This is a genomic window from Streptomyces roseifaciens (assembly GCF_001445655.1).
Classification (GTDB): Bacteria; Actinomycetota; Actinomycetes; order Streptomycetales; family Streptomycetaceae; genus Streptomyces; species Streptomyces aureoversilis.
This window is the reverse complement of record NZ_LNBE01000003.1, coordinates 2,601,182-2,624,732: the sequence shown is the minus strand read 5'-3', so window position 1 is coordinate 2,624,732 and position 23,551 is coordinate 2,601,182. Positions and strand designations below refer to the sequence as shown.

General features: G+C 69.8%; 22 protein-coding genes. 9 read left to right on the top strand and 13 right to left on the bottom strand.

The window, feature by feature from the left end:
• Positions 1–154 precede the first annotated feature (154 nt).
• On the bottom strand, positions 155–892 hold the full coding sequence (locus AS857_RS17120; protein ID WP_058043936.1) for a helicase HerA domain-containing protein: 738 nt from the start codon (positions 890–892) through the stop codon (positions 155–157).
• Positions 889–1,551: a hypothetical protein gene (locus AS857_RS17115; protein WP_058043935.1), complete on the bottom strand. Its 663-nt coding sequence runs from the start codon at positions 1,549–1,551 to the stop codon at positions 889–891. Before AS857_RS17115 ends, AS857_RS17120 begins: the two co-directional genes overlap by 4 nt.
• 207 nt (positions 1,552–1,758) lie before the next feature.
• Between AS857_RS17115 and AS857_RS17110 the strand changes: the two genes are divergently transcribed.
• Positions 1,759–1,983: a hypothetical protein gene (locus AS857_RS17110; RefSeq protein ID WP_058043934.1), complete on the top strand. Its 225-nt coding sequence runs from the start codon at positions 1,759–1,761 to the stop codon at positions 1,981–1,983.
• A gap of 592 nt (positions 1,984–2,575) precedes the next feature.
• Here the strand turns inward: AS857_RS17110 and AS857_RS17105 are convergent.
• The 4 genes from AS857_RS17105 to AS857_RS39625 form a co-directional block, all read right to left on the bottom strand.
• Entirely contained in the window at positions 2,576–2,782 is a 207-nt protein-coding gene (locus AS857_RS17105) for a hypothetical protein (protein WP_058043933.1), read from the bottom strand.
• A gap of 75 nt (positions 2,783–2,857) precedes the next feature.
• Positions 2,858–3,172 carry a hypothetical protein gene (locus AS857_RS17100; RefSeq protein WP_058043932.1) on the bottom strand — a complete coding sequence of 105 codons (315 nt, stop codon included), beginning with the start codon at positions 3,170–3,172 and terminating at the stop codon, positions 2,858–2,860.
• A gap of 321 nt (positions 3,173–3,493) precedes the next feature.
• Positions 3,494–3,625, bottom strand: a complete 132-nt coding sequence (locus AS857_RS41945) for a hypothetical protein (RefSeq protein WP_275477364.1) — start codon at positions 3,623–3,625, stop codon at positions 3,494–3,496.
• Positions 3,626–3,716: 91 nt separating this feature from the next.
• Complete coding sequence (locus tag AS857_RS39625) at positions 3,717–3,974, bottom strand: hypothetical protein (protein ID WP_144440873.1); 258 nt, start codon at positions 3,972–3,974, stop codon at positions 3,717–3,719.
• On the opposite strand from AS857_RS39625, the gene AS857_RS40045 reads away from it, so the two are divergent.
• Together AS857_RS40045 and AS857_RS17095 are read left to right on the top strand one after the other, a co-directional pair.
• Complete coding sequence (locus AS857_RS40045; protein WP_160330268.1) at positions 3,968–4,123, top strand: hypothetical protein; 156 nt, start codon at positions 3,968–3,970, stop codon at positions 4,121–4,123. The two genes, AS857_RS39625 and AS857_RS40045, sit on opposite strands and share 7 nt — an antisense overlap.
• 336 nt (positions 4,124–4,459) lie before the next feature.
• On the top strand, positions 4,460–5,653 hold the full coding sequence (locus AS857_RS17095; protein ID WP_058043931.1) for a cytochrome P450: 1,194 nt from the start codon (positions 4,460–4,462) through the stop codon (positions 5,651–5,653).
• 69 nt (positions 5,654–5,722) lie between these two features.
• Here AS857_RS17095 and AS857_RS42100 read toward each other — a convergent pair whose 3' ends face one another.
• Positions 5,723–5,947 (bottom strand): hypothetical protein, encoded by a 225-nt coding sequence (locus AS857_RS42100; RefSeq protein WP_058043930.1) that lies wholly within the window; start codon positions 5,945–5,947, stop codon positions 5,723–5,725.
• Between AS857_RS42100 and AS857_RS42390 the strand changes: the two genes are divergently transcribed.
• Positions 5,918–6,418, top strand: a complete 501-nt coding sequence (locus tag AS857_RS42390; protein WP_420823939.1) for a DUF6233 domain-containing protein — start codon at positions 5,918–5,920, stop codon at positions 6,416–6,418. The two genes, AS857_RS42100 and AS857_RS42390, sit on opposite strands and share 30 nt — an antisense overlap.
• A gap of 909 nt (positions 6,419–7,327) precedes the next feature.
• Here AS857_RS42390 and AS857_RS17085 read toward each other — a convergent pair.
• On the bottom strand, positions 7,328–7,843 hold the full coding sequence (locus tag AS857_RS17085) for a hypothetical protein (RefSeq protein ID WP_144440872.1): 516 nt from the start codon (positions 7,841–7,843) through the stop codon (positions 7,328–7,330).
• A 461-nt stretch (positions 7,844–8,304) separates the two neighbouring features.
• A complete protein-coding gene (locus AS857_RS17080; protein WP_058043928.1) occupies positions 8,305–8,991 on the bottom strand; it encodes a hypothetical protein in 687 nt (228 codons plus the stop codon).
• 1,334 nt (positions 8,992–10,325) lie between these two features.
• Between AS857_RS17080 and AS857_RS17070 the strand changes: the two genes are divergently transcribed.
• The gene (locus tag AS857_RS17070; protein ID WP_144440871.1) at positions 10,326–10,919 is read left to right on the top strand and encodes a hypothetical protein; all 594 of its coding nucleotides are present in this window, start codon (positions 10,326–10,328) and stop codon (positions 10,917–10,919) included.
• A gap of 458 nt (positions 10,920–11,377) precedes the next feature.
• Positions 11,378–12,505, top strand: coding sequence for a thiol-activated cytolysin family protein (locus AS857_RS17065; protein ID WP_058043925.1), 1,128 nt, complete (start codon positions 11,378–11,380; stop codon positions 12,503–12,505).
• A gap of 381 nt (positions 12,506–12,886) precedes the next feature.
• Here AS857_RS17065 and AS857_RS39620 read toward each other — a convergent pair whose 3' ends face one another.
• Positions 12,887–13,873, bottom strand: a complete 987-nt coding sequence (locus AS857_RS39620; protein WP_144440870.1) for a hypothetical protein — start codon at positions 13,871–13,873, stop codon at positions 12,887–12,889.
• 661 nt (positions 13,874–14,534) lie between these two features.
• Between AS857_RS39620 and AS857_RS17055 the strand changes: the two genes are divergently transcribed.
• The 3 genes from AS857_RS17055 (at position 14,535) to AS857_RS17045 (ending at position 18,137) form a co-directional block, all read left to right on the top strand.
• Positions 14,535–15,209, top strand: coding sequence for a hypothetical protein (locus AS857_RS17055; protein WP_058043923.1), 675 nt, complete (start codon positions 14,535–14,537; stop codon positions 15,207–15,209).
• 523 nt (positions 15,210–15,732) lie between these two features.
• On the top strand, positions 15,733–17,787 hold the full coding sequence (locus tag AS857_RS17050) for a SpoIIE family protein phosphatase (RefSeq protein ID WP_107105599.1): 2,055 nt from the start codon (positions 15,733–15,735) through the stop codon (positions 17,785–17,787).
• Positions 17,763–18,137: a DUF6896 domain-containing protein gene (locus tag AS857_RS17045; protein WP_245699632.1), complete on the top strand. Its 375-nt coding sequence runs from the start codon at positions 17,763–17,765 to the stop codon at positions 18,135–18,137. Before AS857_RS17050 ends, AS857_RS17045 begins: the two co-directional genes overlap by 25 nt.
• A 4-nt stretch (positions 18,138–18,141) precedes the next feature.
• Here the strand turns inward: AS857_RS17045 and AS857_RS37800 are convergent.
• The 3 genes from AS857_RS37800 to AS857_RS17020 form a co-directional block, all read right to left on the bottom strand.
• Positions 18,142–18,950, bottom strand: a protein-coding gene (locus AS857_RS37800) for an IS5 family transposase (protein ID WP_162492566.1) whose coding sequence is annotated in 2 segments (ribosomal slippage) — positions 18,142–18,611 and positions 18,611–18,950 — 810 coding nt in all. Because the reading frame shifts where the segments join, the coding sequence is not laid out codon by codon here.
• Between the two features lie 2,377 nt (positions 18,951–21,327).
• A complete protein-coding gene (locus tag AS857_RS17025; RefSeq protein WP_245699997.1) occupies positions 21,328–22,140 on the bottom strand; it encodes a S1 RNA-binding domain-containing protein in 813 nt (270 codons plus the stop codon).
• A 312-nt stretch (positions 22,141–22,452) separates the two neighbouring features.
• Entirely contained in the window at positions 22,453–23,430 is a 978-nt protein-coding gene (locus tag AS857_RS17020; RefSeq protein WP_058043920.1) for a C40 family peptidase, read from the bottom strand.
• Between the last annotated feature and the right edge of the window lie 121 nt (positions 23,431–23,551).

Below are 23,551 nucleotides of genomic sequence, written 5' to 3'. Positions count from 1 at the left end.
TCCCGCGGATTGTGACCACAGTGCCGTCCGGGCGAGCCCGTTCGTAGGTCTCCAGCTTGATCTTCGCGTGGCCGTCCTGCCCATAGGGCGTGATGCCGAGATCCGGGATCGCCATGTCAGGGACAACGAGCCGGTGCCCTGCTCGTCACGTGGCTTACGTGCCTACAACCTCCATCTGGCGCTGACCTGCGAGGATCCCAGATAGCCTCAGATAACCAACGTCGGCGCTGACCCGCGCCAGGATCACGGTGGCGAACTGCTCGCGGACCTCCGGGCCACCGAGGGCGCGGGCGGTCACGGACTGGGCGACCAGGAGCACGTGCATGCGGAGCTGGCGGCCCATGTAGAGGATCTCGTTGAGCGCGTCGACAGCCGGAAAGGCCTTCGGGTCTCCGGACTCGCGGATCTTCTCCCAGTAGCGGGCCAGCTGCTTCATCATCGCGCTGGCCTCTTCGAGGAGGATCAATATCCGCGGGCCGATGGCTTTCGGGTCAGTGTCGATGCCCAGTTCGTCGGCGATGCGGGTGCGGCGCCGGCCGACCGTGCCGAGTTCGATGAGCTGGTCGTGGATGTCGGCGATGTCGCGGCAGTAGGTGACGCCGTCGATGCCGTTGGCCCAGGGGTGGGAGTTCCGCTTGGTGTCGAGGACGAACACAAGCGAGCCGTGGTGGAGCATCTGGCAGGCGATGCAGCGCAGCGTCACCGACTTGCCGCCGCCGGTGGAGGCGTTGACCAGGATGTGTGGGGAGTCGGCGTCCAGGTCGACGGAAACGATCCGGCCGCCGGAGCCGATCCCGATGACGGGAGCGGACTCCTCGGCGCCTGCCACCAGGTCGCGCACCTTGGGGTCCTTGAAGGCGGCCTTGGACGGGGGCTTGCGGGTCTTCTTCACCAGCAGGTAGGTGTCGCGCCCGGCGACGTTCCAGGCGAACGTACGCCCTCCAGGGCGAGCTTCTGGTTGATGAGGTCGGCGACCTGGTCCCGCGAGAACTTCAGGTTCCGGGACAGGTCGATGCGTATCTCCGCGTCGTCGTCGGAGAAGTTCTTCGGGATGTGGAGGTAGCGGCGCGGGTCGGTCTGCTCCGTCATCCCCAGCGGCCCGGCGATGGCCTCGTGCAGTGGGACGACCCACTCGCGCATCAGCTCGCGGCGCTCGCGGGTGAGCACCACGTACGCGGCGCTGCCAGCGGTCAGAACACAGGCCCCGCCGATCCCACCGGTCTCCAGGCCGGCCAGGGTGGCGCCCCGGCTCTCCCAAAGGCCCTGGACGGTCCGCGCGGTGGCTTCGGGACCCCGGCTGAGCAGATAGCCGTCCTCGGTGACCCCGGCCCCCAGTGCCAGGTGGAAGGACAGGCGCTGCCACCCGGCCCGGTAGGAGCGGCGCCGTACGCGGCCCTCCACCTTCGGCAGGACCCGGGTGCCCGAGCGCCAGAACGTGGCGTCGGTGCGCTTCACACCGTCCAGATCGCGGCCGCCCAGGATCCGGACGATCCCAAACATGAGGGATTCGGTGGTCTCCTCCACCTGCTTGTCGAACTTCGTCTGCGCCATGGCCGTGCCCTTTCGGAGTGCGTCCAGGCACCTCACACCCAGAAGCGGACACCGACCGTAAAACCGTTGGCCTGTGGACAGAGCGCGGCGAAATGTGGGCCCTGAGCTGCGGTCTGCGGACAACCCGGTGGCCCAAAAATGTGCAGGTGCCCCGCCTGTGGGGCGCAGTCGGTACAACGGTGAGAGGGATCAACAGGGAGGGACTGCATGACCGCACACGAGGAAGCGGTGGAGCGCGCAAGGCGGTATGAAAGGCTCGCCGTGGGCTGGGCCAAGAAGGCGCAGGAGGGCGATGCGGGCGCAGCAGAGTTGGCGCAGACGTCCGGGTCGCTGGCGGTCGCTGCCCGGATGGAGCGCATGGACTGGCCCAGGCGGGTGCTCGGTGACCAGCTTGGAGACCTGAAGACAGCGATGGACAGCCTTCGCCGCTAGCTGCCCGACCGGTGACCCCTGCGACGCCGGACCTGCCGTGGCCCCCAACGGCAGGTGGCTGGGGGGCCGCGGGTCAGGGCGTGTCGCCGGAGTAGCGCCGATAGGCAGAGCCTGGCCGCGTACCGCATCAACCAGGTCATCTACCGTCCCCCGCCCCGCCACTCAGTGTCATGGCCGCATCAGGTCGGGATCCTTCCCCAGCCCACAGGCTGCTTCCAGGACCGAGGCACGGCTCAAGCGCTGGAGGCTGCCCTGGCCTGCGGAGAGGGGACAGAGGTGCCGCGGCAGGTGCTGACCGGGATGGGCGGGGTCGGCAAGACGCAGCTGGCCGCCCACTACGCCCGCAGCGCCTTGCAGGCCGGCCAGGTGGACCTGCTGGTGTGGGTCTCCGCCACCACACGCTGGGCTGTCATCGCCACCTACGCCCAGACTGCCGCCGGCATTCTCGATGCCGACCCGGCCGACCCCGAGACCGCCGCGGGCGCATTCCTGGCCTGTCTGCAGCCCAAAGGCCAGGCCGCCCCGGTCCCCGACGGCACTGGCGCCCGAACCGAGTCGGGCAAGCCGCGCTGGGTTGTCGTCCTGGACGACCTCACCGACCCGGCCGACCTGTGTGGCCTGTGTGGCCTGTGGCCCCCGGCCAGAGGACCACCAGCGGGACGGGCACGGTCTGGACAGCGGCCAGGGCGGCGCGGGCGCGGGCGGCCGGGGACAGCTGGTCGGTGTCGTCGTCGGAGGGGATCAGGGCGCGACGGCCGCGCCCCAGGGCGGGGCCGGAGGCAGGGTTCGGGATGCTCACCAGCCCAGTCTCCCGCCCGGCCCTGCCCCGGCGGCCGGTGCCCGGGGAGAGCCGGGGGCGGGGGCGCTCCGGGCGTCACGAACTGTCGGACTCCGGCTCGTCGTCCGGCTCGCGGGGTAGGGGCCGGATCAACCGGACGTGGCCGTACCGGTGCCGGGCGGCGTCCGCGCTGATGCCCAGCCCTTCACCGATCGCGGCCCAGGTGGCGCCGGCCTCCCGGTCGGCGAGCACCGCGCAGCGGACCAGCTCACGCACCAGGTCCTCGAACTCGGCCGCCACCGCGCAGTGCACACCGGGCATCGCGCGCTCCTGGTGGAGCACCTCGTCCAGCACCCCGACCAGGCCGAAGAGAGAAGTCTGTAGCCGCGCGCTGATCTGGAGCATGGCCACGCGCGGCGGGACAGCGGCCCGAGCGTGCCCGCGGGCCCGGTAGGCCGCCTGACGGCAGGTACGCGGGCGCGGGCAGTAACGGCGGCCGCCCACCCGGCAGGAGCCGGCCGCACCATACGCAGGTCCTGTCACCCATAAACGGAGAATGCGGCCGCTCAGAGGTGACAGAACCCTCTTCGACAACTTCGCTTTCGGCCCCGGGCCGGGGCGCTCCGCCGGGGCTGAAGCCCACCCACTCTACGGCCAACTTGCCTACGTATAGGCGTGCATAGGCGATACGCGCCGCGCTTTTCCCCGGGGAACGCAGGGCCCGGTGTGCCGTCAGGGCCGGGGCCGCCGGTAGCGGCGTGCCGCGGTGTCCTCGCTGACACCCAGCGCCGCGCCGATCACGGCCCAGCCGTCACCGGCCGCACGGTCGGCGACGACCGCGGCCGCGACCACCGCGTGAGCCACCTCCAGCAGATCGAGGGCGGCACGGGTGTACGCGGCACCGGGCCGGCCGGAGTCCGGGCGCGGCTGGTCCCGCCATGCCGGCTGACGCCAGTCAGGCTCCGCGGCCTCGGCGTCCGAGGGCCGCGGCCAGGCGGCGGGCCTCCCTCGCGACCACGTAGGCCGCCGCCCGCAGCCGGTGGCGCTCCTCAGCCGTCGCCGGCAGCCGGTCTTCCCGCCGCTCCATGCCGCGGTCGATGCGCTGCATGAGCCGCCGCTCACGCGAGCAGCAGCGCTCGGAGCAGTACCGCCTCGGCCGACCGCCGGCGGGCCCGGCCTCGGGCAGCAGCCGGCCTGAAACGGGCCATGACATGGCTCGACGACAACTCCATCACGCTTGCCGACCTCAGCCAGGAGGTCCTCGTCTGGATGACCAGCAACACCGCCCAGGCCCGCGACGTATCAGCGTTCGTCCGCTGGGCTGTCGCCCGCCGCCTGACGGGCAAGGTCACGCCTGGGTGAGGCTGCTGATTGCGTCCATGGCGTTCTCCTGGTTGGGATGGCCGGATCCGTGTACGGGGGCGCTGTGGCCCTGTCGACCCAATTGCAATTCGTCACGATCCGCGCCCCCACGGTTACGCACCGCATCCGATGAAGGTGCAGGCGCCACCCAATCGGAGGTTGGATCGCTTCAGCGGCAGAAGAACGACCTGCGTTCCGCTTCCGCCGGACCCACACCGCAATCCGACACCAGCCACGCGGCCTCACGTCCCACACCCGCCCCAACGAGCAGACCTGCTCCTCTTGGGCGTGTAATGGATCTCGGTGAAACGGGACCCATCGCCTGAGAGGTGCCGCATGTCCGAGAAGACCGTTATCTTTCCTCAGGACCGGACCTGCCCCTACCACCCGCCGACGGCCTACGAGCCCCTGCGGACGGGCCGGCCGCTCTCCCGGGTCACCCTCTTCGACGGCCGCTCCGTGTGGATGGTCTCCGGGCACGCCGAGGCGCGCGCCCTGCTCTCCGACGGCCGGCTCTCCGCCGACCGCCAGAACCTCTCCTTCCCCGCCCCCAGTAGGCGCTTGCAGGACTTGCAGGATCGCTACACCGCTCTGTTCGGCGTCGACGGCCCCGCCCACAACACGCAGCGACGGATGCTGATCTCGAGCTTCGGGCTGGGGCGCACCGCGGCCCTGCGCCCCTGGATCCAGGAGACCGTGGACCGGCTGATCGACGCATTGATCGCGGCCGGCCCCCGCGCGGAACTGGTCGGCGACTTCGCTCGGCCGGTGGCGTCGATGGTGACCTGCGAGGTGCTCGGAGTCCCGTACGCGGACCACGAGTTCTTCATGATCCAGTCCCGGCGGCTGCACAGCGGCCCAGAAGCGACCGACGTGGACGACGCCCGTGAGCAGCTCAACGGCTATCTGCACGAGTTCATCGGGCGCAAACGCGAGAAGCCGGGCGGCGCACTGCTGGACGAGCTGATCGTCCAGCGTCTGGAAACCGGCGAGATCGATGTCCAGGAGCTGGCCGACCTGGTCTCGGCCCTGCTCGTCGCGGGGCACGAAACCACAGCCAGCATGATCTCGCTCGGTACGTTCACCCTTCTCAGCCACCCCGAGCAGCTGGCCGAGCTGCGCAACGACCCTTCCCTGATGCCGGCGGCGGTGGAAGAGCTGATGCGGTTCCTGTCGATCGCGGACGGCCTGCGCCGCGTAGCCACCGAGGACATCGAGGTCGGCGGGGTGACCGTCCGCACTGGCGACGGGGTGATCTTCTCCACCTCCGTGATCAACCGTGACGAGGCCGTCTTCGAAAAGCCCGACACCCTGGACTGGCACCGGCCCTCCCGGCACCACCTGGCCTTCGGCTTCGGTATCCACCAGTGCCTGGGCCAGAACCTGGCCCGTGCCGAGGTGGAGATCGCACTCGGCACCCTCTTCGAACGGCTGCCAGGGCTGCGGCTGGCGGCCGAACCGGACCGTATCCCGTTCAAGCCCGGGGACGACACCATCCAAGGCATGGTCGAACTCCCCGTGGCGTGGTGAGCAGCCCGACAACCACGACCACACCCTCACCCGGGTCTCCGTCGACACGAACGTCTGCATAAGGGCCGCTCAGCGCGCCCTGACCGCGCCTGGCGTGTTCACCCAGGACGAATTGGACCGCTGCTGCCGGGCCGCGAGGATAGCGGCGGCAGCTGGCTGCTGCGAGAGGCCGGCGCTACGTCCGGCCACCGGCAGTTCACCCAGCAGGCCACCGAGGAACGCGCGCCCCTGCGTGAACGGCGCGGCACCGCACGCCGCGAGGAATTGCGCAGGCTCGAAGTACTGCCTCTTCACCAGTCGTCCACGGTAAGGACACCGCCGAGCCCGCCGACATCATCGTCTCCGTCCCCGCCACCCACGTCGCCCCCGTCCCCGAGGAGGCGGAGGCGTACAAGCGCGTGCCCCTGCGGCGGCGTCCCGCCGCCATCGCCCGCGCCCGCACCGGCCGCCGCCCTGCCACTCCCCCACCACCACCCCGGACGCGCGAGAGCAGGGCCAGCGGGGGCTCGGGGGCGGGCTGGCCGCAGGTGCGCGGGGACGGCTCCGACCGCTGGAAGATCACATACCCGCGCCATCCGTACAACGACACCGGCCCTGCGGCGCAGCGTCCTTCACCACGCCTCGTGCTTCACCGCCCAGGGCCCCGCGGACCTCACCACCGACCAGGCATTCGAGGCGCTGCGCCGGCCGGGCGCGCAGGCGTGCGAGATGTGCGGCGCCGACCAGCTCACCACGCCGCCGGGCGGCCCCGGCAAGGCCCGGTGAGCACCGGGAGGGAAAGGCCGCGGCCGTCTGGGGTGTCCCTGCGGCGGACGGGCCGTTGAACGGGCATGGACCTTCATGCTCTCGGCCGGGTCGGCACACTGGTGCACCGGGCGGGCCGCGTCACCGTCCGCAGGCCCGGCCGGCTCGACGAGGACGTCGACACCGGCGGCCGGGGTGGGGCCGGCGGGCACGAGGCGCCCGGCGACGGCATCGTCGCCGACGGCGCTGGACGTCGCGGGCGCAATGGCCGGGACGGCGCACCCGAACCGTCCGCGATGCCCTCGGGAGCAACGGCGGCAGGCACGGCCGGGTCGGTGGCCAGGGCACTGCCGGCGGGCGGGGCGTCAACACCAGGCGCAGCGGCGGGGGTGGCCGGCAGCAGTTCCTGGCGGGCAGAGGGGTGTTGTGTCCGGGTGTCGCGGGCGCAGCGGAAGCGGCGGTACCGCTACCGCCGTCGCCGTCGCCGTCGGTTGAGGGCGGGCCCGGCCGGGGCGTCCGGCAGGACGTCCGCTTCTACTCCCGTACCGGTCGCGGAGACGGGCGACGCGGGAACGTGCGGTCCCTGCCCGAGCGCGGCTGACCGGCCCGGCGTCGGCAGGGGCTGGGGCGCTGGCTGCGGCCTGCGGGGCGCGAGGGCGCAGCGGCCGGAGTGGGCGGGCGCAGTGCCCGGGGTCGGGAGCGTGGTCGCAGCGGCTGGGGCCCTGTCCGGCGCGGCCGCGGGTACGGAACCCGGCGTGCTGGGCCCGGCCGGAGCGGCGTCTGCGGGGGCAGGCGGGATCTCCCCGGAGGACGCGGCGGTTGCCGGGACGCCGGAAGCGGGACCTGGTTCCGCCGGAACACGCTGCGGCACTGCCCAGGACGCGCGGAGCAGACCGCCACCCGCGAGGAGATCACGGCCGCAGACCCCCGTCATGCGGCCCTTCGACTTCTCCGTCGCCTAGCTGCCTCCCCTGGCATCAGGAACGGCTCGTCGCTGTATGTGCCCGGGGCGAAGCGCTCCACGGCGGCGGCGATCAGGTCAGGATGCGCGGGACGACGGCGACGCCAGAGCCTGTTCCCCAGGGCGTAGAAAGGCAGGAACACAGACCGATTCAGCACCCGCTGCTTGCCCGGAAGGGTGGCGCCCGCCCGTAACCGCAACACCAGGATGCCTCGATTCGGCGTGAACCGGACTGCCTCGAGGGCGGCCCAGGGAACTGTCTCGACTTTGTGCCGCCGCACCTTGCTGATGCCCGCCGCATTGATCCGTAGCGCCGGCTGCCGCCACGACGCGACGAACATCGGCAGGCTGCACACCCCGGCGAACACCGGAAGCCCCACGTACCCACCCACACCTACAGCACCCATGATCCCTATGCCTCCGCGCGCAATCAGCACTCCCCCCAGGAAGAACGCAATCACTTCCAGAACCAGGAGGAACGCCATGAGGCCGAGGATGATGCCGAGGTGGCCCAGCGCACGTCGCCCTCGCTCAGCAGGCAAGAACAGCCCATCGGCAGTCACGGAGCCAGTAGGTGCGGACACGAAGAATCCCTCCCCTTGGAGAACCGAGCCCGGAGCCAGCAGCCAAGCCCCCGCCACCGGACCGTATTGCCGAGCCAACCAGGGGACCACACTTCCGATCGACAATCCGCTCTCTCAATCGAGCGACGGCCCCGACCAGCCAGTCCCAGAATCGCGCCATACCTGCCATCAGTTGGCCATCGGCGCTGAGATTAGGACACGGAATGTCAGCTTGTCATTCATGCATTGCGCCAGGGTCCGGTGCCCTTCCGATGGCAGGCGGAGCGGCTGCATGCTCGCCCGTAGCGAGGAACCGGCCCACGTCGTGACGGGTGGCTGGGAGGCGGTTCTTCGATCCGGCCGGACGCCCGGGGCCGGGTATATCACCCGCTGACCCACCCGCGGCCCAGAACCGCCTGACCAGGCACCAGGGCCCGCACCCCCGTTCGGGGTGCGGCGTCGCGCAGGGCAGCCATCGCGCCCGTCAGGCGTGTGGAGAAGCCTCCTTGGGTGCCGGAAGTGAAGGACGGGCGGCCTCGAGCAGCTCGTCCTCGGCCGCCGTGAGATCCGCGTCGGCCGCACCAGCGGCCGGCTCGGCGGCGCCGGCGGCCGGGCGCAGCGGCGGGTGTGGGTGACCCGGACGGCTCGGCCGGCTTGTCGGGGGTAGCGGCCTGGGTGTCCGGGGCAGGGCTGTGCGGGGTGCTGACGGCATGTGAGGGCGCGGGCGGGTGCGCAGCGGGCGCAGGTCCGGTGAGGGTGTGCAGGGCCTGGAGATCGGCGGATACGGCCTCGGAGCCGGGGCGGCGGTCGTGGGCGATCGGGGACGCGGTGATGAAGCGGGCGTGTGGCATGTCGGCGGTCAGGGCGAAGTCGGCGAGCCGTCCGTAGTCGCGTTCCGTGACGGCCAGCTCGGCGCGCTCGCCGTCGCGGGTGAGGGTCAGGGTCAGGCCGGGGTTCAGGGCGGCGACCGTGGCGGGGGCGTCGGTGTCCAGGACCGGCACATGGTGGGTGCGAGCGAGGTGGTGGAGGGTACGGGCGGCGGCCGGCAGGGCCGGGCCCGACAGCGGCACGGCCGGCGTCCAGACGCGGCCGGTACCGCCACGCCGGCTGACGCCACTCAGGCTCCGCAGCCAGACGGCGAGCCTCCCTCACGACCACGTAAGCCGCTGGCAGCCGCCGCCCCCGTACGAATATCCCCGAGCAGGCCCGGGCTCGACGGCTACGGGACGAGGCCACCCCACACCGACCCCGACCTCGGGCGACGGCGTACTCCCGTATGCCTCCTCCGGCTCCGGCAGCCCGAGGGCCTCGGCCTGCTCGGAGGCCAACGGGAGGGCGACTTACTGGTGGCCACCGACTCGAAGCCGTCCACCGTGCGCGTGTCCGTATGCACGCCGGTGACCGTGATCTCGAACCGTCGGCCAGATGCAGCCGCATGTCCGCGGCGAACCCCTCCCGGCCGCGCGGCACGCGGTCCCGTAGCGCGGGCAGGATCCGCTGAGGCACGTTGACGATGTACGTACCCCCGACACGGATGTCCCTCGTCCGCACCGGGCACCTCCACCACAGCTCCCACGCAGCAGCCACGGCGATCTGCTGCGATCCGCCCTCAGAGCCTGTGTCTCCACACCGTTCTCTCGGGCGTCGCCGAGTGTGGTGTGACGGTGCACTGCATCGGGTGACCTGGGCTTCTTCTCCGCATCTCTGGGGTTGTCGTGATCGTCGCGGCACGTGGCAGATGAGATCGGAGGAGATCCTTGCGGGCCTTTTCGTGTGAGGCTGCCGTCCGGCGTCCGGTACTGGACGGTGGTGGATGAGGACTTCGCGGTGGTGCCGGAGGCGGACGCGTTCTTGCGGCATGTGCGGTTCGGCCGGGATCAGGCGGAGCTGACGACGTGTACGTACGCCGGGCACGTCGCCTTGTACCTGCGGTGGTGCGGGCGGATGGGCCGGGACTGGCGGATTGCAGTGGAGGAGCTGGGCCTGATCGTGGTCGGTCGTGGAGCGCGCGAGGAGATGGGGGCGGGGCGTGCGCATCGGGCCGGTGGGTGTAAGTGGCATGGTCGTGCGCCCCTCACATGCGTTTGCGCGCCCGCTGAGTGGCCCAGGGCGGATCTATGTTCGCAGCGCCGGAGGGGTAGATGATCGACGAGCGAGTCTGGTCGCCTCGGCGGTCCCGGCCCTGGTCGGCATCGCCGACCGCGCTGACTTCGGCCGCACCCGACCGACCCCGGCTGCCGGACCCTGCGGGTGGCCGACGCGATCCACGAGGAGGAACCTCATGCCCAAGGTCACTTACTGGAATCTGGAGCCGCTTCCGAAAGACATGGGGCAGCCTTACGGTGATGTCGGGACCGGTGACATCCCGGGCCACAGAGGTCTGGCGATGACGTACCACCACGTCGTGTCCAAACACGACCTGGGTCAGCTGTGGGTCGACACCCTCCACAACGCGCAGTTCGGCGCGGCCAGAGCGTACCTCCAGTACCTGGAATCCCATGCCGCGGCCTACAAGGCGATGATCGCCCCGCCGGGATCGATCAACCCCCAGGACGTTCCGAGGGTCGTCGACTTGGTCAGGGGACTGCGCCGGGGCACCATCGCCCACGCGGCCGGCGGCGGTCGCCATGACGGATTCGACGACTTCTGGCGGTTCTACATCTGGCTGCCCGGCAACCTCTTCAAGGGCCCACACGATCGCAAGGACGAGCCCGGCGACGCTATGGACCTGGGGGCCAAAGTCATCCTCAGGGCCCCGCAGCACACCCTCCTCAGCGACCTCCACTCAAGGATCCACGCCTTGCATCGGTCGCCGGCCGATGCGGCTGTCGCCAAGGCCGCGTGGTACGGGATACGGAAGATGGCCTCGGGGTTCAAGATCCCCAGGCACTTCAACGCCAAGAACTGGGAGTGGAACGCCGTGGAGGGTGGACCCGTCGTCCGGCACCCGCGGCAGCAGCAGGCCGAGCCCCGGGACGTCGCACCCGAGCACGCGTGAGACACCCCGGCGCCGGGATCCGCCGTAGCGCAGCCCGAACGGCCGCCACAGACGGCCCGCGCACGATGCCGCCCGGCTCTCCCGCTGAAACACTGGGCGTCCGAATGCCATGCCCCGTACGGATCGATCCGGTCCACCCGCCCTTCGGGCGAACCGCGGCCCTGCGGAGCCGCGATGCCGGAAGCGACCCGAACCCGACGACAAGTGGAGGCCGACATCGACGCCCGGCTGCGGACCTGGGCCAAGTGGGGGGACCTGGCACCGCACCAGCCGACGAAGACGGAGAAGGTGGGCGACCCCAGGGTCGAGCCGATCAACGGACGCCAACGCACCACGCAGAAGTGGACCGTCGCCCGCACCCCAAGCCAGGTGGCGGCGGTCGACGCGGACTCCGACCCGTACTGCTTCCCCGGCTCGATCGTCCAGTCCGCCCCCCCCTGCTCAAGAACGGCATCCTGGTGCCGGTCGGGATCGACACCGAGGACCGGGCGGAACTGGGCATCTCCATCACCCGCCTGGAAGGGAAGGAGACCGCGTCACCGCCCACCCTGAGCAACATCAACGAGGCGCTCAGCACGATCATCGGCGAGAAGATCTGCCCTTCCACCAACCCCTACTTCACCAAGACCGAGGCATACACCGGGCAGGAAGCCGCACCGCAACTGGGAGTCTCCGCCCGATACGGCGGATTCGGCGCGAAGCTGGACGCCGCGATCGAACGCAAGGAGTACCACAACACGGTGGTGGTCTACCTGCGCCAGCACGGCTTCACCGCGCAATGCGACATGGAACCCCCGGGGTCGTTCTTCGGCGACAGCTTCACCGAGACCAAGCTCCAGGCCCTGGTCGACCGCGGCGTCATGAGCTCGAAGAACCCGCCGCTGATCGTCTCAGAGGTCCACTACGGACGCATCGTGATCTTCACCCTGACGTCCTCCAGCAGCGAGACCGAGATCAACGCCGCCCTCCAGGCCAGCTTCAGCGGCTTCGGCTCCGAGATCTCCACGGAACTCAAGACGCGCTACAAGAACGTCTTCAACCAGTCCAAGATGACCATCATCGGCAAAGGCGTCCCCGAAGAGGTCCTCCAGGCACTGGTCAGCGGCGACTACAAGAACATCTTCCCCACCGAACAGACCTACCGCAGCTACGTTCCCCTCGGCTACACCGTCCGCACCCTCAACGGCGAAGACGCCCGACTCGGCGAGTCCACGACCTACGACGCCGTCTCCTGGGACGGCATGCAACGAGCGGTCACCCTCACCCTGGACCGATTCGCCGGCGGCTTCGGCGGCGGTAGCGGCACCGACAACTTCTGGGTCACCCTCGACGGGAAGGACCACCACGTCACGATGGGCAAGCCCGCCGTCGCGAAACGGATCTTCGCCAGCGACGGAACCGGCGAACCGTTCCGCGTGACCCGGTACGCCATCGGCGAAAAGGGCGACTGGCGTGAATTCCCGAAGGGACCGATCTCCTACTCCCCGAAGGAACGGGGCTGGTTCTCCGACAACGGCACACTGGCGATCAGATCGATGGCCTTCCCCCTCTCGATGGGGTTCGGCTACACCGCCTCCTGGGCGTAGCGGCCGAGGACCGGACCACTACGGCCAAGGCGTTGTGCCTGCCTCGCGACACGTCGCCGGTCACGGCGTCAGGAACCCTCGGACGGACCCCCGGGGCGCGGGGCAGGCACGGCGGGCCGACCGCCTCCGCTGCCTGTCACGTCCACCACACCTGTTGCACCCGTTCCCCTCATCCCGACCGCTTCTGAGCTGCGTGAACTCGAACCGCACACTCGCAGCGCCCCCGGAGAAGCCGCGGCTTTTGGGCGATGGCTTGTTGGACGACTGGGGAAGAACCCAAAGGGCCTACGGCCATCCGTCAGGTCGGCCACAGTGGCGGCATGAATCCGTTCGGCGGGGACTACCAGCAGCAGGCGCGCTACTTCACCGACCGGGCTCTCTTCAGAACGGATCCACGCTCAGCACTACCTGCAGTTCCCCCCGCACGCCCGCGCAGCTGAAACCCGAATAGGACAGTCCGTGGGAGCCGGGTGGGATGGGCGGGCCCAGAACGTGGGTGAGATTCGCGATGGTCTGCCAGGTGCCGGAGTCGGAGAAACGGATGGTGTGGTACAGCGTGCCCGCGGCATTACCTGCGACAAGGACCACGTGGAGGTTGCCGCCGACGTTCGCGCAGGCCACCAGGCCATCGGCGAAGTTCAACCCTTGCCCTCCGGCGGCAGCGCTCGCGTCGCCGGCGCGGATCCAGTTGCTTGTCGTGCTGGAGCGAATGCTGTGATAGAAACGCCCGTCACCACTGATGGCCACCAGATGAAGGTCACCGCCGATCTCCGCGCAGGCGCTGGGTCCCAGATTGCTACGGGAGACGGCGTGGTTGAGGTTGGTATAGGGCTGCCAGTTGTCGGAGAAGCGGATGGTGTGGAACCCGACCAGGTTGACGCCGTCGCCGGCTACACCAGACACCAATCCATGCAGGTTGCCGCCGACTTCAGCGCAGTAGGGATTGCTGTACTGAGATCGGTGGGAAGGGTCCCCCGCAGCGGTGGCGTTGACGTTTCCGAAAGGATGCCAGCGGCCCGTACCACCGTAACGGATGGTGTGCCAGACCGTGGATGGGTCATCCTCCGGATCGAGAAAGGCCGTTCCCAGCACATGCAGGTCGGGACCGACAGGGGAGGCGCCCAGAGCATGCATGTGTCCAGGTACGCCTGCACCGCCCGCTCCTACGTCTCCCCAGACCTGCCAGCTCTTCTCATCGCTGAACCTGATGGTGTGCCACAAGGCTCTTCGCCCCTGGGCCACCACGTGGAGGTTGCCGCCGCGCTCCGCACAGCAAGCCGCACGGGCCCCGATGTCGCCGACCACGGTCTCGACATTGCCCCATGGCTCCCATGCGTCACCGTGCCGGATCGTGTGCATCAACGCCATGGAAAACCCCCTTCCCCCAGCAGCACCCCCCTTGAAGCATATATACCCTGATTGGCTATATATCACTCTCAAGCGCGCACCTAGGGTTCTCGCACAGCTTGTGGCGAAATTAGCGCGTTCACTTCACTATCGTCCGTCGGGCACGAGGTCTTCCGACCTGCCCTAGCAGGTGGCTCTCCTCGTCGAGCAGTTCACCGGCCAGACCAACCGCAGCGCGGTCATCACCGCGATGCTCATCCAGCAGGCTGCGGCCCCCTGCAACCGGACCCAGGAACAGCTGAACGCACTACGAAAACTCGGCATCGCGATACACAAGACTCCACCTACCCCACCATTGGCCGCCACCCTGTCCTCCTGCCGTCCAAACTGGCGCAGCTCATCGAGGAACAGATGACCCACGGCAACACCACCGGCGGGCGACCGGCCGGTGCCAGCGGTCACGCCCGACGTGGCCGCCCACCCTGCCGTAGCTGTGTGCGGCCACGACACCGTACGCGTACGAGGTCTCAGATGCAGGCGGCCCGACGTTAGTCCGGCCGAGTGATTTCCGAGGCGTTTCATGTAGTCAAGCCCGGTATTGGTGCATCAGGGCCTAGGCAGAAAGGGGATTGTCCGGTTCCGTGAGGGAACCTGCTCCCCTTCTCGCGATGGGAACGCGTTCATGAACGCAGCGCAGCACACCCCAGCCCGCAGCGCGCGCCGCCGCACCACCCGGCTGGCCGCCGCGGCGGCTCTCCTGCTCCTCCCCGCGACGGCTCTGGGCGCCCTTGCCGTCCCCGCGCAGGCGGCCTCGTCCTGCACGGTCAACGGCGTCCCGCAGCCGGGCCCGGTCATCAACGGCACTCCCGGCAACGACACCGTCATCTGCTCCTTCCTGGACACGGGGCATGTCATCAACGCCCTGGCGGGGAACGACACCATCACCTTCAGCGGCGACATCCGCGGGCGGCTCAACGCCGGTGACGACGCGGACGCCATCACGACGAACCGGGGCTCCCACCTGTTCCCCGAGGGGGACCTCGACGGGCAGTTCGGCCGCGACCGGATCACGATCAGCGGCACGGTGGAAGGAAAGGTCCGCGGCGGTCAGGACAGTGACCAGATCGACCTCGAAAACGCCACCACGGCGCAAAGCACCCTCGTCCGCGGGGCCCGGGGCGACGACCGCATCACCTTCCGCTCCGGAGTGGTGAACAAGGGATCGGTTGAGGGCTTCGACGGCAACGACGTGATCGTCGTGCCCGACAACCAGGGCGTGGTCGACGGTGGCGCCGGCGTCGACATCTGCCACGTCGGCGGCAACCCGCCGCTCAACTGCGAGGTGCGGCGGCGCTGACCAGCCCTCCCTGTCCCGTTCCTACTCGATTCCCGTCACGTGGGCCCATCCGACGCTTGATCCCGGTACGGGCGAGCGGCTCGGCGACGAGGCGGCAGTGGGCAGTGAGGGCACTGGAGACGGCCGGTAGGCCGAGCCGAGTCGGCCGGTGTCCAGGCGCGCGCCGGGGGCTGCGCGCGCCGGGTGGTTCCCTATGGCGACCGGTGGTGTCCTGCCGACGGCACCGGTCGCGACGAGACGAAGGGGTGACTACGTGCCCGTCTCCCCGGCCGGAGGACCCATGCACGCGATCAGCGCGACCTATCTCTCGACCGGATGCCTTCAGCCTGATGAGGTGCCTCGACGGGCAGGATCCGGGTGGTCTGCCAGGTAGTGATCCGTCCCCCTCTGGTGCTGTCCTGTCACCGCGTGCCGCCTCTGTCCGGCGGGCGTACCGTCTGGTTATGGGTGTTAGGTTCTGCGCCAGGTGAGCGGGTGCCGTGAGCGACCCAGTGCGGTTGATCAGCTGAGCGAGGCGTTGGCGATGGCTGTACGCCGTACCGGTGCCATGGCCGGGGGTGTCTATCTGAAGGACACCGCGGAAGAGGTACTGGGCTTGGTTGTGCTGTGCGGTCTGCCGGTCGAGGCTTTCGCTCCGTGGTGGCGGGCTGCGCTCGCTTCCCGGGGGCCGACCCCGGATGCGCTGTACGAGGATCGGCTCGTGTGGGTGGGTTCTCAGGAGGAGCTGGCCCGCTTGTATCCGCGCTCCGCCGCGAGTATCCCTTACCCTCTCGCGTTCGCGGTCGCCCCGCTGAGAGGCGTACGCCAGCGCTGGGGCACGCTGATGTTGATGTGGCCGGCCGGTCGCTCGTCCTGGCTTACGCTTCGCGAGCGTGAGCACATCGCCTTCAGCTCGCAGAGCATCGCCCAGGTCCTGGACGCGGCAAACCCCCCTCCGACCATTCCGGACCGGCCCCGCTACGTCCCCCCTCTGCACCACCCCCGCACGACAAAGACACATCAGGCGCTCGCGGCGGCCGACCTGGTCGAGCGTCTTCCCCTCGGAGCACTTTCCCTCGATCCGGAAGGAAGGATCACCTTCGCCAACACCGCTGCCACCGACCTGTTGGGCAAACCGGTGAGGCAACTGTTGGGTACCCAGCCGTGGCAGTCGCTGCCGTGGCTGGACAACGTCACCTGTATGGATACCTACCGCACGGCCGTGACCAGCCGCGAGCCAGCCGCCATGACCGTCCTGAGCCCGCCGGACCGGTGGCTCGGCCTCCGCCTTTACCCGGGCGACAGCGGAATCAGCGTCCTCATCACGCCCAGCAGTACCGCTGGCCGCTCCGACAGGCCAGTCGGCGAGGAGCCGGCTGCCGTCGGCACCCCGGACGCGAGCCGTATTCACCTGCTCGTGTACCTGGCGGCCGCGTTGACCGATACCGTGAGTGTCCAAGACGTCGTCAATCTGGCCGCCGATCAGATCCTCCCCGCTTTCGGCGCCCAGGGTCTGATCATGTCCACAACTGAAGTCGGACGCATCCGGATCATCGGATACCGCGGTTACGACCCGGAGGTCATCGAGCGACTCGACGGCCTGCCCACGGATGCCGATCTCACCCCCGCCGGCCATGCCCTGGCAACCGGAACCGCCTCCTTCTTCACCGACCGCACCGAGCTGGCCCGGGCCTACCCCGGAACGCCGCAGACCAGCGACAAGCACGCCTGGGCCTTCCTCCCGCTGATTACCTCCGGGCGCCCCATCGGCTGCTGCCTGCTCGCCTACAACCGTCCGCACACCTTCACCGCCGCGGAACGCTCCGTCCTCACGCCGCTGGCGGGGCTCATCGCCCAAGCCCTGGACCGCGCCCGCCTCTACGACGCCAAGCACAACCTCGCCCACGCTCTCCAGCAGACCCTCCTGCCCCACACCCTGCCCACCGTGACCGGACTCGACGTCGCCGCCCGCTACCTCCCCGCCAGCCACGGCATGGACATCGGCGGCGACTTCTACGACCTCATCCGCCTCACCGACACCACCGCCGCAGCCATCATCGGCGACGTCCAAGGCCACGACGTGACAGCCGCCGCCCTCATGGGCCAAGTCCGCACCGCGGTCCACTCCCACGCCACCGCCGGCGCGCCCCCCGACCAAGTCCTCGCCCGTACCGACCGGGACCTGGCAGACCTGGACGCCGGGCGGTTCGCCTCCTGCCTCTACGCCCATCTCGACCTGGCCCACCACCGAGTGACCCTCACCAGCGCCGGCCACCCCCCGCCGCTCCTGCGCCACCCCGACCACCGGGCCCAAGCCGTAGACATCGACCCCGGCCCGCCTCTCGGGCTCGGCCTGGGGACCCCTTCTTATCCGCTCACCAGCCTTCCCCTGCCCCCTGGATCCCTCCTCGCCCTCTACACCGACGGCCTCGTGGAGGTGCCCGGCACCGACATAACTGATCGTTTCAGAATGCCGTCCTGCGGAGACGCTGGCGGCTCATGGAACAATCCCTTCAGCCACGGGCTCAGGGGGGATGGTGCTGTATGGAACGGGTTGGGGCTGCACGGGAGCTCGTGCTTGGCTACGTCGAGGCTCTGAACGCGGTTGACGAGGCTATGAGGGCCGCGATCCCGTCGCTTGAGCAACTCGCAGATGTCCTCGGCCTGGTCCGTTCGCGCCGAATCATCAGCCGGAGTGGGCACATCGGCACCTACTCCTACACGGTTCATGGGGCCGGGTGCCGCTTCGTCAGCGACAACGGCACCGAGGTCGATGTCGACTTCGACGCCGACGGGAGCGAAATCTTCGACCTCTGGCGGCTGCGCTCGTACGGGCTGAGCCTGCCGGAGCCTCTCGACGTCACTGATCAGGACCTGCGGACCGCAGTGCGGTCCCTGCAACCGCTTCTGACCGAGGTGCGACCGGGGTGGTTCAGCGTAGCCAGCTGATCGATCAGGATGGGGTGCGCAGGCGGCGCAGGCATATGAGGCCGCAGGCCAGTTCGAGCAGGCCCTGATGAAGATCGGCGCGTCGCTCGTAGCGGGTGCGGAGCCGTTTGAACTGGTGCAGCCAGGCGAAGGCGCGCTCGACCACCCAGCGCACCTTGCCCAGTCCGGAGCCGTGGGCGACGCCGCGTCGCGCGATCAACGGCTTGATGCCCCGCTTCCACAGCAGGCGGCGGTACTTGTCGAAGTCGTAGCCCCGGTCGGCATACAGGCGCCGGGGCTTGCGGCGGGGACGTCCCCGCCGTCCGCGGATCGGTGGGAGGGCGTCGAGCAGGGGCAGGAGCTGGGTGACGTCGTGGCGATTGCCGCCGGTGAGAGTGACGGCGAGCGGGGTTCCGTGGCGGTCGACGATCAGGTGGTGCTTCGAGCCGGGGCGGGCGCGGTCGACGGGTGAAGGGCCGACGTGATCCCCCCTTTGAGGGCCCGGACGTGCGACCCGTCCACGGAGCAGTCGTCCAGGTCCAACAAGTCCGCGCGGCGCAGTTCGGTCAGCAGGGCGGCGTGCAGGCGTGGCCAGACGCCGGCCTCGGTCCAGTCCCGCAGCCGGCGCCAGGCCGTCACCCCGGAACAGCCCACGGTCTCCGCCGGGACGTCCCGCCAGGCGACACCGGTCCGCAGCACGAACAGGACTCCGGCGAGTGCTGTTCGGTCAGGAACACGCAACCGCCCGGGATACCGGCGGCGCCGTTCGGGAGCGGGTGGCAGCAACGGGGCCACCCGCTCCCACAGGTCGTCCGGAACAAGATCAGCACGCACCCGGACACCCTGCCGACCAGGATTGGCGAGTGCAAGACCCGCAGCTCAACTCATTCTGAAACGATCAGTAAGCCAGACAACCGCCGCCCTCGCCCGGCATCTGAGCGAGTCGGGCGGCCTCCCCCCGCATCAGCTCATCGACAGCCTTGTCGCCTACACCCGCCCCTCCGGCCGGCACACCGACGACATTGCCCTCCTCCTGCTCCAGCCCCACCGTTCTACAACCGCATGAAGCCCGGCCCGACCACGGCCTCCTGCGTGATCCTGGGCGGCGCGGCGGTCATTGGCGGCGCCACTGTTCGCGAAGATTTACCCCTCATGGGCCAACCCTCTTCAGGTCGGCCCTGCTGCTGGCGCCCTCTACCTGACACTGGCCGTTCTCACCTGGCGCTGGTACCGACGGCAGGCGGCGCAGCCCCACCAGCACGCTCCCCTGCAGCCCGCAGGTGGGCGCGGGAGCGGCCAGGGATGCCTCGCCGTGGACGGCCGGGGGCGGGGCAAGGAAGACGTCGAGGACATCGCCGAGACCCCTTAGCCAGCGAGGACGCGAAGCCGGGACCGGGCCCTGTGAGGTTGCGGGCACGGGCACAGCCACACTCCCAGGCACAGCAACAACGGTGGTACCCGGTGCCGAGGCAGACCCCGACTGCGGGCACGGGCACAGCCGGGCATGGCGGTTCGCGGGCGTGGCCGCCGGAGCGCCATCGGCAGGAACCGCCCCGCCGCCGTTTTCGATGTCGGCCTTCAGCTAGGGGTAGAAGCGGGCTGCTTGAGCAAGCTGGTCATGATGAGCGCGGCCGGGACGGGTTCGCGGCTGCGCGTGCCGTTGAGGAGGGAACTGGATGCCTACAGGGATAGCTGTCGCATGCGACCCGATGGCTGCCTCGCCGTCTACCTGGCGGTCGAGACGGGAAGCGACGGGGACGAACGCTCCGCAGACGAGGTCTCCCATGGCACGCAAGGCCACCGAAGGCGACGGATGGGTGCTCACCTTCGGCTTTAGCCAGCCGAAGGTGACGTGCCCAGGATGCGCGGACGGCCGTGGCCCGGTCCTGGATCGCGGCGTGTGCCGGCGGTGCATGGGCCGCGTCGACTCGGCGTCCAGGTGCGTGTACGCCTCCACCAGATCGAGCCGACGCAGACCGGGGAAGACTGAGCGCGCCGATCTGAGACCGGTCGGCTCTGCGAGGCACCACAGCAGCGCAGGCGTTGGGCCACGTGACTCCATAGCCGCGCCCCGGGGGCCATGCTGGCCCCCGGGGCCCGTGGCGTGTCCGGCTCCGGGACAGACCTCTCCGGCCCCCTGTGGCAGCGAGCCAGCCGGCGGCCTCGGCGTCGGTCATGAGCAGCGTGGGGTGGGCGGTGCCGTCCTGGACGACGTGGGCGCGGCCCGGGAGCGGGCTGATATTCGGGGCGGGGCCAGCTATCGGGGCAAGCCACCTGGAGGTCGCCGTCGGCCGTCCGCTGCCCGGCAGCCGCCACGACGCGGATGACAAATACCGGGCCACGGACGCAGCCGACACCCTGGACAGGGTGTCCATGCTGATCGCCGCGTACTGCCAGCACACCGGCATGTCCCAGGGCCCTCTCCAGCAACATCTGCAGACCAGCCAGCAGCACAACTGGGGGCCGGGCCGAGGACGGCGACCGGGCGCACCTGGCCGGGCTGCTGGGCGGTCCTGCTCCCGAAGCCAACGCCTTCGGGCTGAGTGCGAGGCTCTGAAGCAGGATTCGTGCCCCTCAGGCTGTGCCGGGCCCGCGTGTCCGGCACAGCCTGTTCCAAGATCCCCCTTCTCGGGCCGCCGCCCGGCGTAGCCGGAGGTCCGTGGCGTCACCCACACCGAAGACCGGTACGGGCGAGATATCGGTGCTGTCGGGTTCCCGGGTCAGCCGGTCGAGCGTGGTCGGCGCCTCCTCCGCGCCGCTCATGCCTGTCCCGGCCCGTGAGACATTCACCGCAGGCAAGTCGGCGCCGGACCCTCGTCAGGCGCAGGGCCCCCGGTCTCGTGTCACCGGCCGGGCCCCTCAGCAGAGTCTTCCCGCCGAGGCGATCTGCAAGTCTGGAGTGAAATTCACCGCCTGGCCAAGCTGCACCGTGACGGTCTCGCCGCCGGGCTGGCCGCCTTGGGCGAAGCTGCCATCGCCTCCATCACCGCCGGACGAACCGGTGGTGTCGGCCTGGCTCTGGCCGCCGGGGTGAGCGTTGTACGACTGGCCCTGGGAAGGGGCCGCCCGTTGCTGCCCGTACCCGACGCACTCCACGCCATTTCCGGCCGACAGCGGCCAGCAGCGAGTCGATCGCGTCGCGCCCCGGCTGCGGGTGCCGTAGCCGGGGCGGCAGGCTGGAGACACGTCGCCGCCGGGCCGTAGCCGCCAGTCACGGCACGCGAACAGGTGAAAGCCGGACCCGGCGAAGCCGAAGGTCGACCTCGACGAGCCGCACCATGAACTCGTCACCCTCGCGGACCACCTGCTCGGGTGACTCCACAGGCGGGTCGGCGAGCTCGGAAACGTGAACGAGGCCCTCGACACCTTCACCGACACGAACGAAAGCCCCGAAGGGAACGAGCGTGGTCACAGTTCCGGACATCGTCTGACCAACCAGGTCGGCGAAGGGCACGAAGGGGTCCTCCTGAAGAGCCTTCAGTGATACGGCCACCTGGCCCTGCCGCGTGTCGGTGTTGAGCGCTTCGACAGTGACCCGCTGCCCTTCCGTGACCACCTCCGACGCGTGACGGATATGCGACCACGACAGCTCGGGCACCCGGATGAAGCCAGCACGGCTCCCGGGCGGCTCACCGTCGAGATGAACGAATACACCGAAGTCGCGGACCTCGGCCACGGTTCCCGTCAGAACGTCTCCCGGCTGAACTCCCAGAAGAAAGGAGCGCAGGGCGTCGTCCTCGCACGCCCTCGCCGACAGGTGAACGATCTCCCTCCGAGGATCCTCGGCGATCACCTCAGCTGTGATCTCCTGGCCCACCTCGACGAGCTCCGAGGGATGGCCAAATGCCTTCCTCGACAGTTCATGCAGCCCGACCACCCCCACCGCCGGCAATGCGCCCGGCTCATGGAGGTGCACGACGACGTCAGTGCCGTCGATCGCCACCACCGTTCCCGTCCTCACGTCGAGAGGATCAGCGTTGGCAAGAGACTCGCGAAGCGGCTGGATCGGATCAGCAGGAACCACACAGGCCACCCTATCCGCCAGCCTCGAACGGGGCAGCGCTCGGATTTACTCTCCCTCAACGAAGCACACCTCATCCTCGACAAGCCGGGCGTCAAGCCCTGCCCGAGGTGCTGTCCCGAAAGCCGGCTGCTCCAGACACCGCTCCCCAGCACGGCATAAGAACCCGGTCCTCAGCGCGAGAAACCGGACACTGCTGCCGGGAGCGAACCGCCCCTGGGCACGCCGGGCGGACAGCCCCGTCCCCCGCACAATGCCGGGAGGGTTTTGACACCGACGAGGGCGGGAGTCGTTTCGACGTGACTGTGGCTGGGCTCAGCGGCCGGGCAGCGGAATACCGGCCAGCTTGCCCGGTGCCTTCGCGGCGGCCGCTCCGCGGAACTTCTCGGTCAGGGAGCCGGTGCGGAGAAGGTCGCCGGGGGTGACGAAGTCGGGCTGGGCTTCCATAGCGCTGATCTGGTCCAGAGCCTGCTCTGACGGCAAACCACCGTCGGGCACCTGGGGGTGGCGGGCCCGGTGCAAGGCGTTGCCAAAGGTGATCATCGAGCTCAGCAGTTCCTCATCGCTGGGATCGGTGAGGGACGGCGGTGCCGGCGGGCGCAGCACCGCCGGCAGGGTGCCGCTTTCGCCTACGGCTGTGGCGTAGGCGGCGACCAGGGGCGCGAGCGCGCTCTCCGCGCCGGCGGGATCGAAGGTCCCGGCAAGCCCCGGAGCCAGGGCGGGCAGGGCCGGGTGGGTGTGGGCCCACCGCAGGAGCGTCGGTCCGGCCGGCTGTCCGTCGTCGCCGATGGACAGGGCATACGGCGGTTGCGGGTGTGCTTCGCGATGGCAGCGGTAGACGAACTCTGAGCAGATCATGGGCTGCCGGCCGCGCTCGGCCATGGTGTTGACCGCGGCCGCCGCCTGATCCAGGACCGTACGCACCATTCGCCGCCCGCCCAGCGGCATGGGAGCGCGGCGGGTCACGCACAAGACCGCGAGCAGCAGGATCTGCTGATGGGCGTAGGAGGTCCCGCGTGCCAGATAGCCGCGTGCCACGTCCAGGACCGGGGCCATGTCGGGCGGTGCCTGTGCCAGAGTGCGGCCGACGGCCAGGTCGTGCTCGTCCAGGGCTTGCTCGAACGAGACGGTGCGCAGGCCCTCGCCGACGGCCTCGGCGAGGGTGTCGCGGTCCAGAGCGAGAGAGGCGTGGCTGACTTCGCTGCCGTCCAGGAGGCAGATGGCACGTGAGATCCACCCTGTACCGCGGGTCAGAAGGATGTCGCCGGGCTTGAGCGAGTCAGGAAGGGGCATAGGGGTCCTCCGTGCGACAGGGCGACGTTGACGCCATGTGCTGCCCAGGAGGACGGAGAACCAAGCGGCCCCTGCCCGCCTTTCCGCCGAACGGGTGACACCCAGCGGCGCCGCCCCGGGC

What these genes read in the sequence shown, in the direction of transcription:
- AS857_RS17115 (WP_058043935.1), bottom strand. Translation starts at nt 1,551, where the DNA reads ATGGCGCAGACGAAGTTCGACAAGCAGGTGGAGGAGACCACCGAATCC.
- AS857_RS17110 (WP_058043934.1), top strand. Translation starts at nt 1,759, where the DNA reads ATGACCGCACACGAGGAAGCGGTGGAGCGCGCAAGGCGGTATGAAAGG.
- AS857_RS40045 (WP_160330268.1), top strand. Translation starts at nt 3,968, where the DNA reads ATGACATGGCTCGACGACAACTCCATCACGCTTGCCGACCTCAGCCAG.
- AS857_RS39625 (WP_144440873.1), bottom strand. Translation starts at nt 3,974, where the DNA reads ATGTCATGGCCCGTTTCAGGCCGGCTGCTGCCCGAGGCCGGGCCCGCC.
- AS857_RS17095 (WP_058043931.1), top strand. Translation starts at nt 4,460, where the DNA reads ATGTCCGAGAAGACCGTTATCTTTCCTCAGGACCGGACCTGCCCCTAC.
- AS857_RS17085 (WP_144440872.1), bottom strand. Translation starts at nt 7,843, where the DNA reads ATGGCGTTCCTCCTGGTTCTGGAAGTGATTGCGTTCTTCCTGGGGGGA.
- AS857_RS39620 (WP_144440870.1), bottom strand. Translation starts at nt 13,873, where the DNA reads ATGGCGTTGATGCACACGATCCGGCACGGTGACGCATGGGAGCCATGG.
- AS857_RS17055 (WP_058043923.1), top strand. Translation starts at nt 14,535, where the DNA reads ATGAACGCAGCGCAGCACACCCCAGCCCGCAGCGCGCGCCGCCGCACC.
- AS857_RS17050 (WP_107105599.1), top strand. Translation starts at nt 15,733, where the DNA reads ATGGCTGTACGCCGTACCGGTGCCATGGCCGGGGGTGTCTATCTGAAG.
- AS857_RS17020 (WP_058043920.1), bottom strand. Translation starts at nt 23,430, where the DNA reads ATGCCCCTTCCTGACTCGCTCAAGCCCGGCGACATCCTTCTGACCCGC.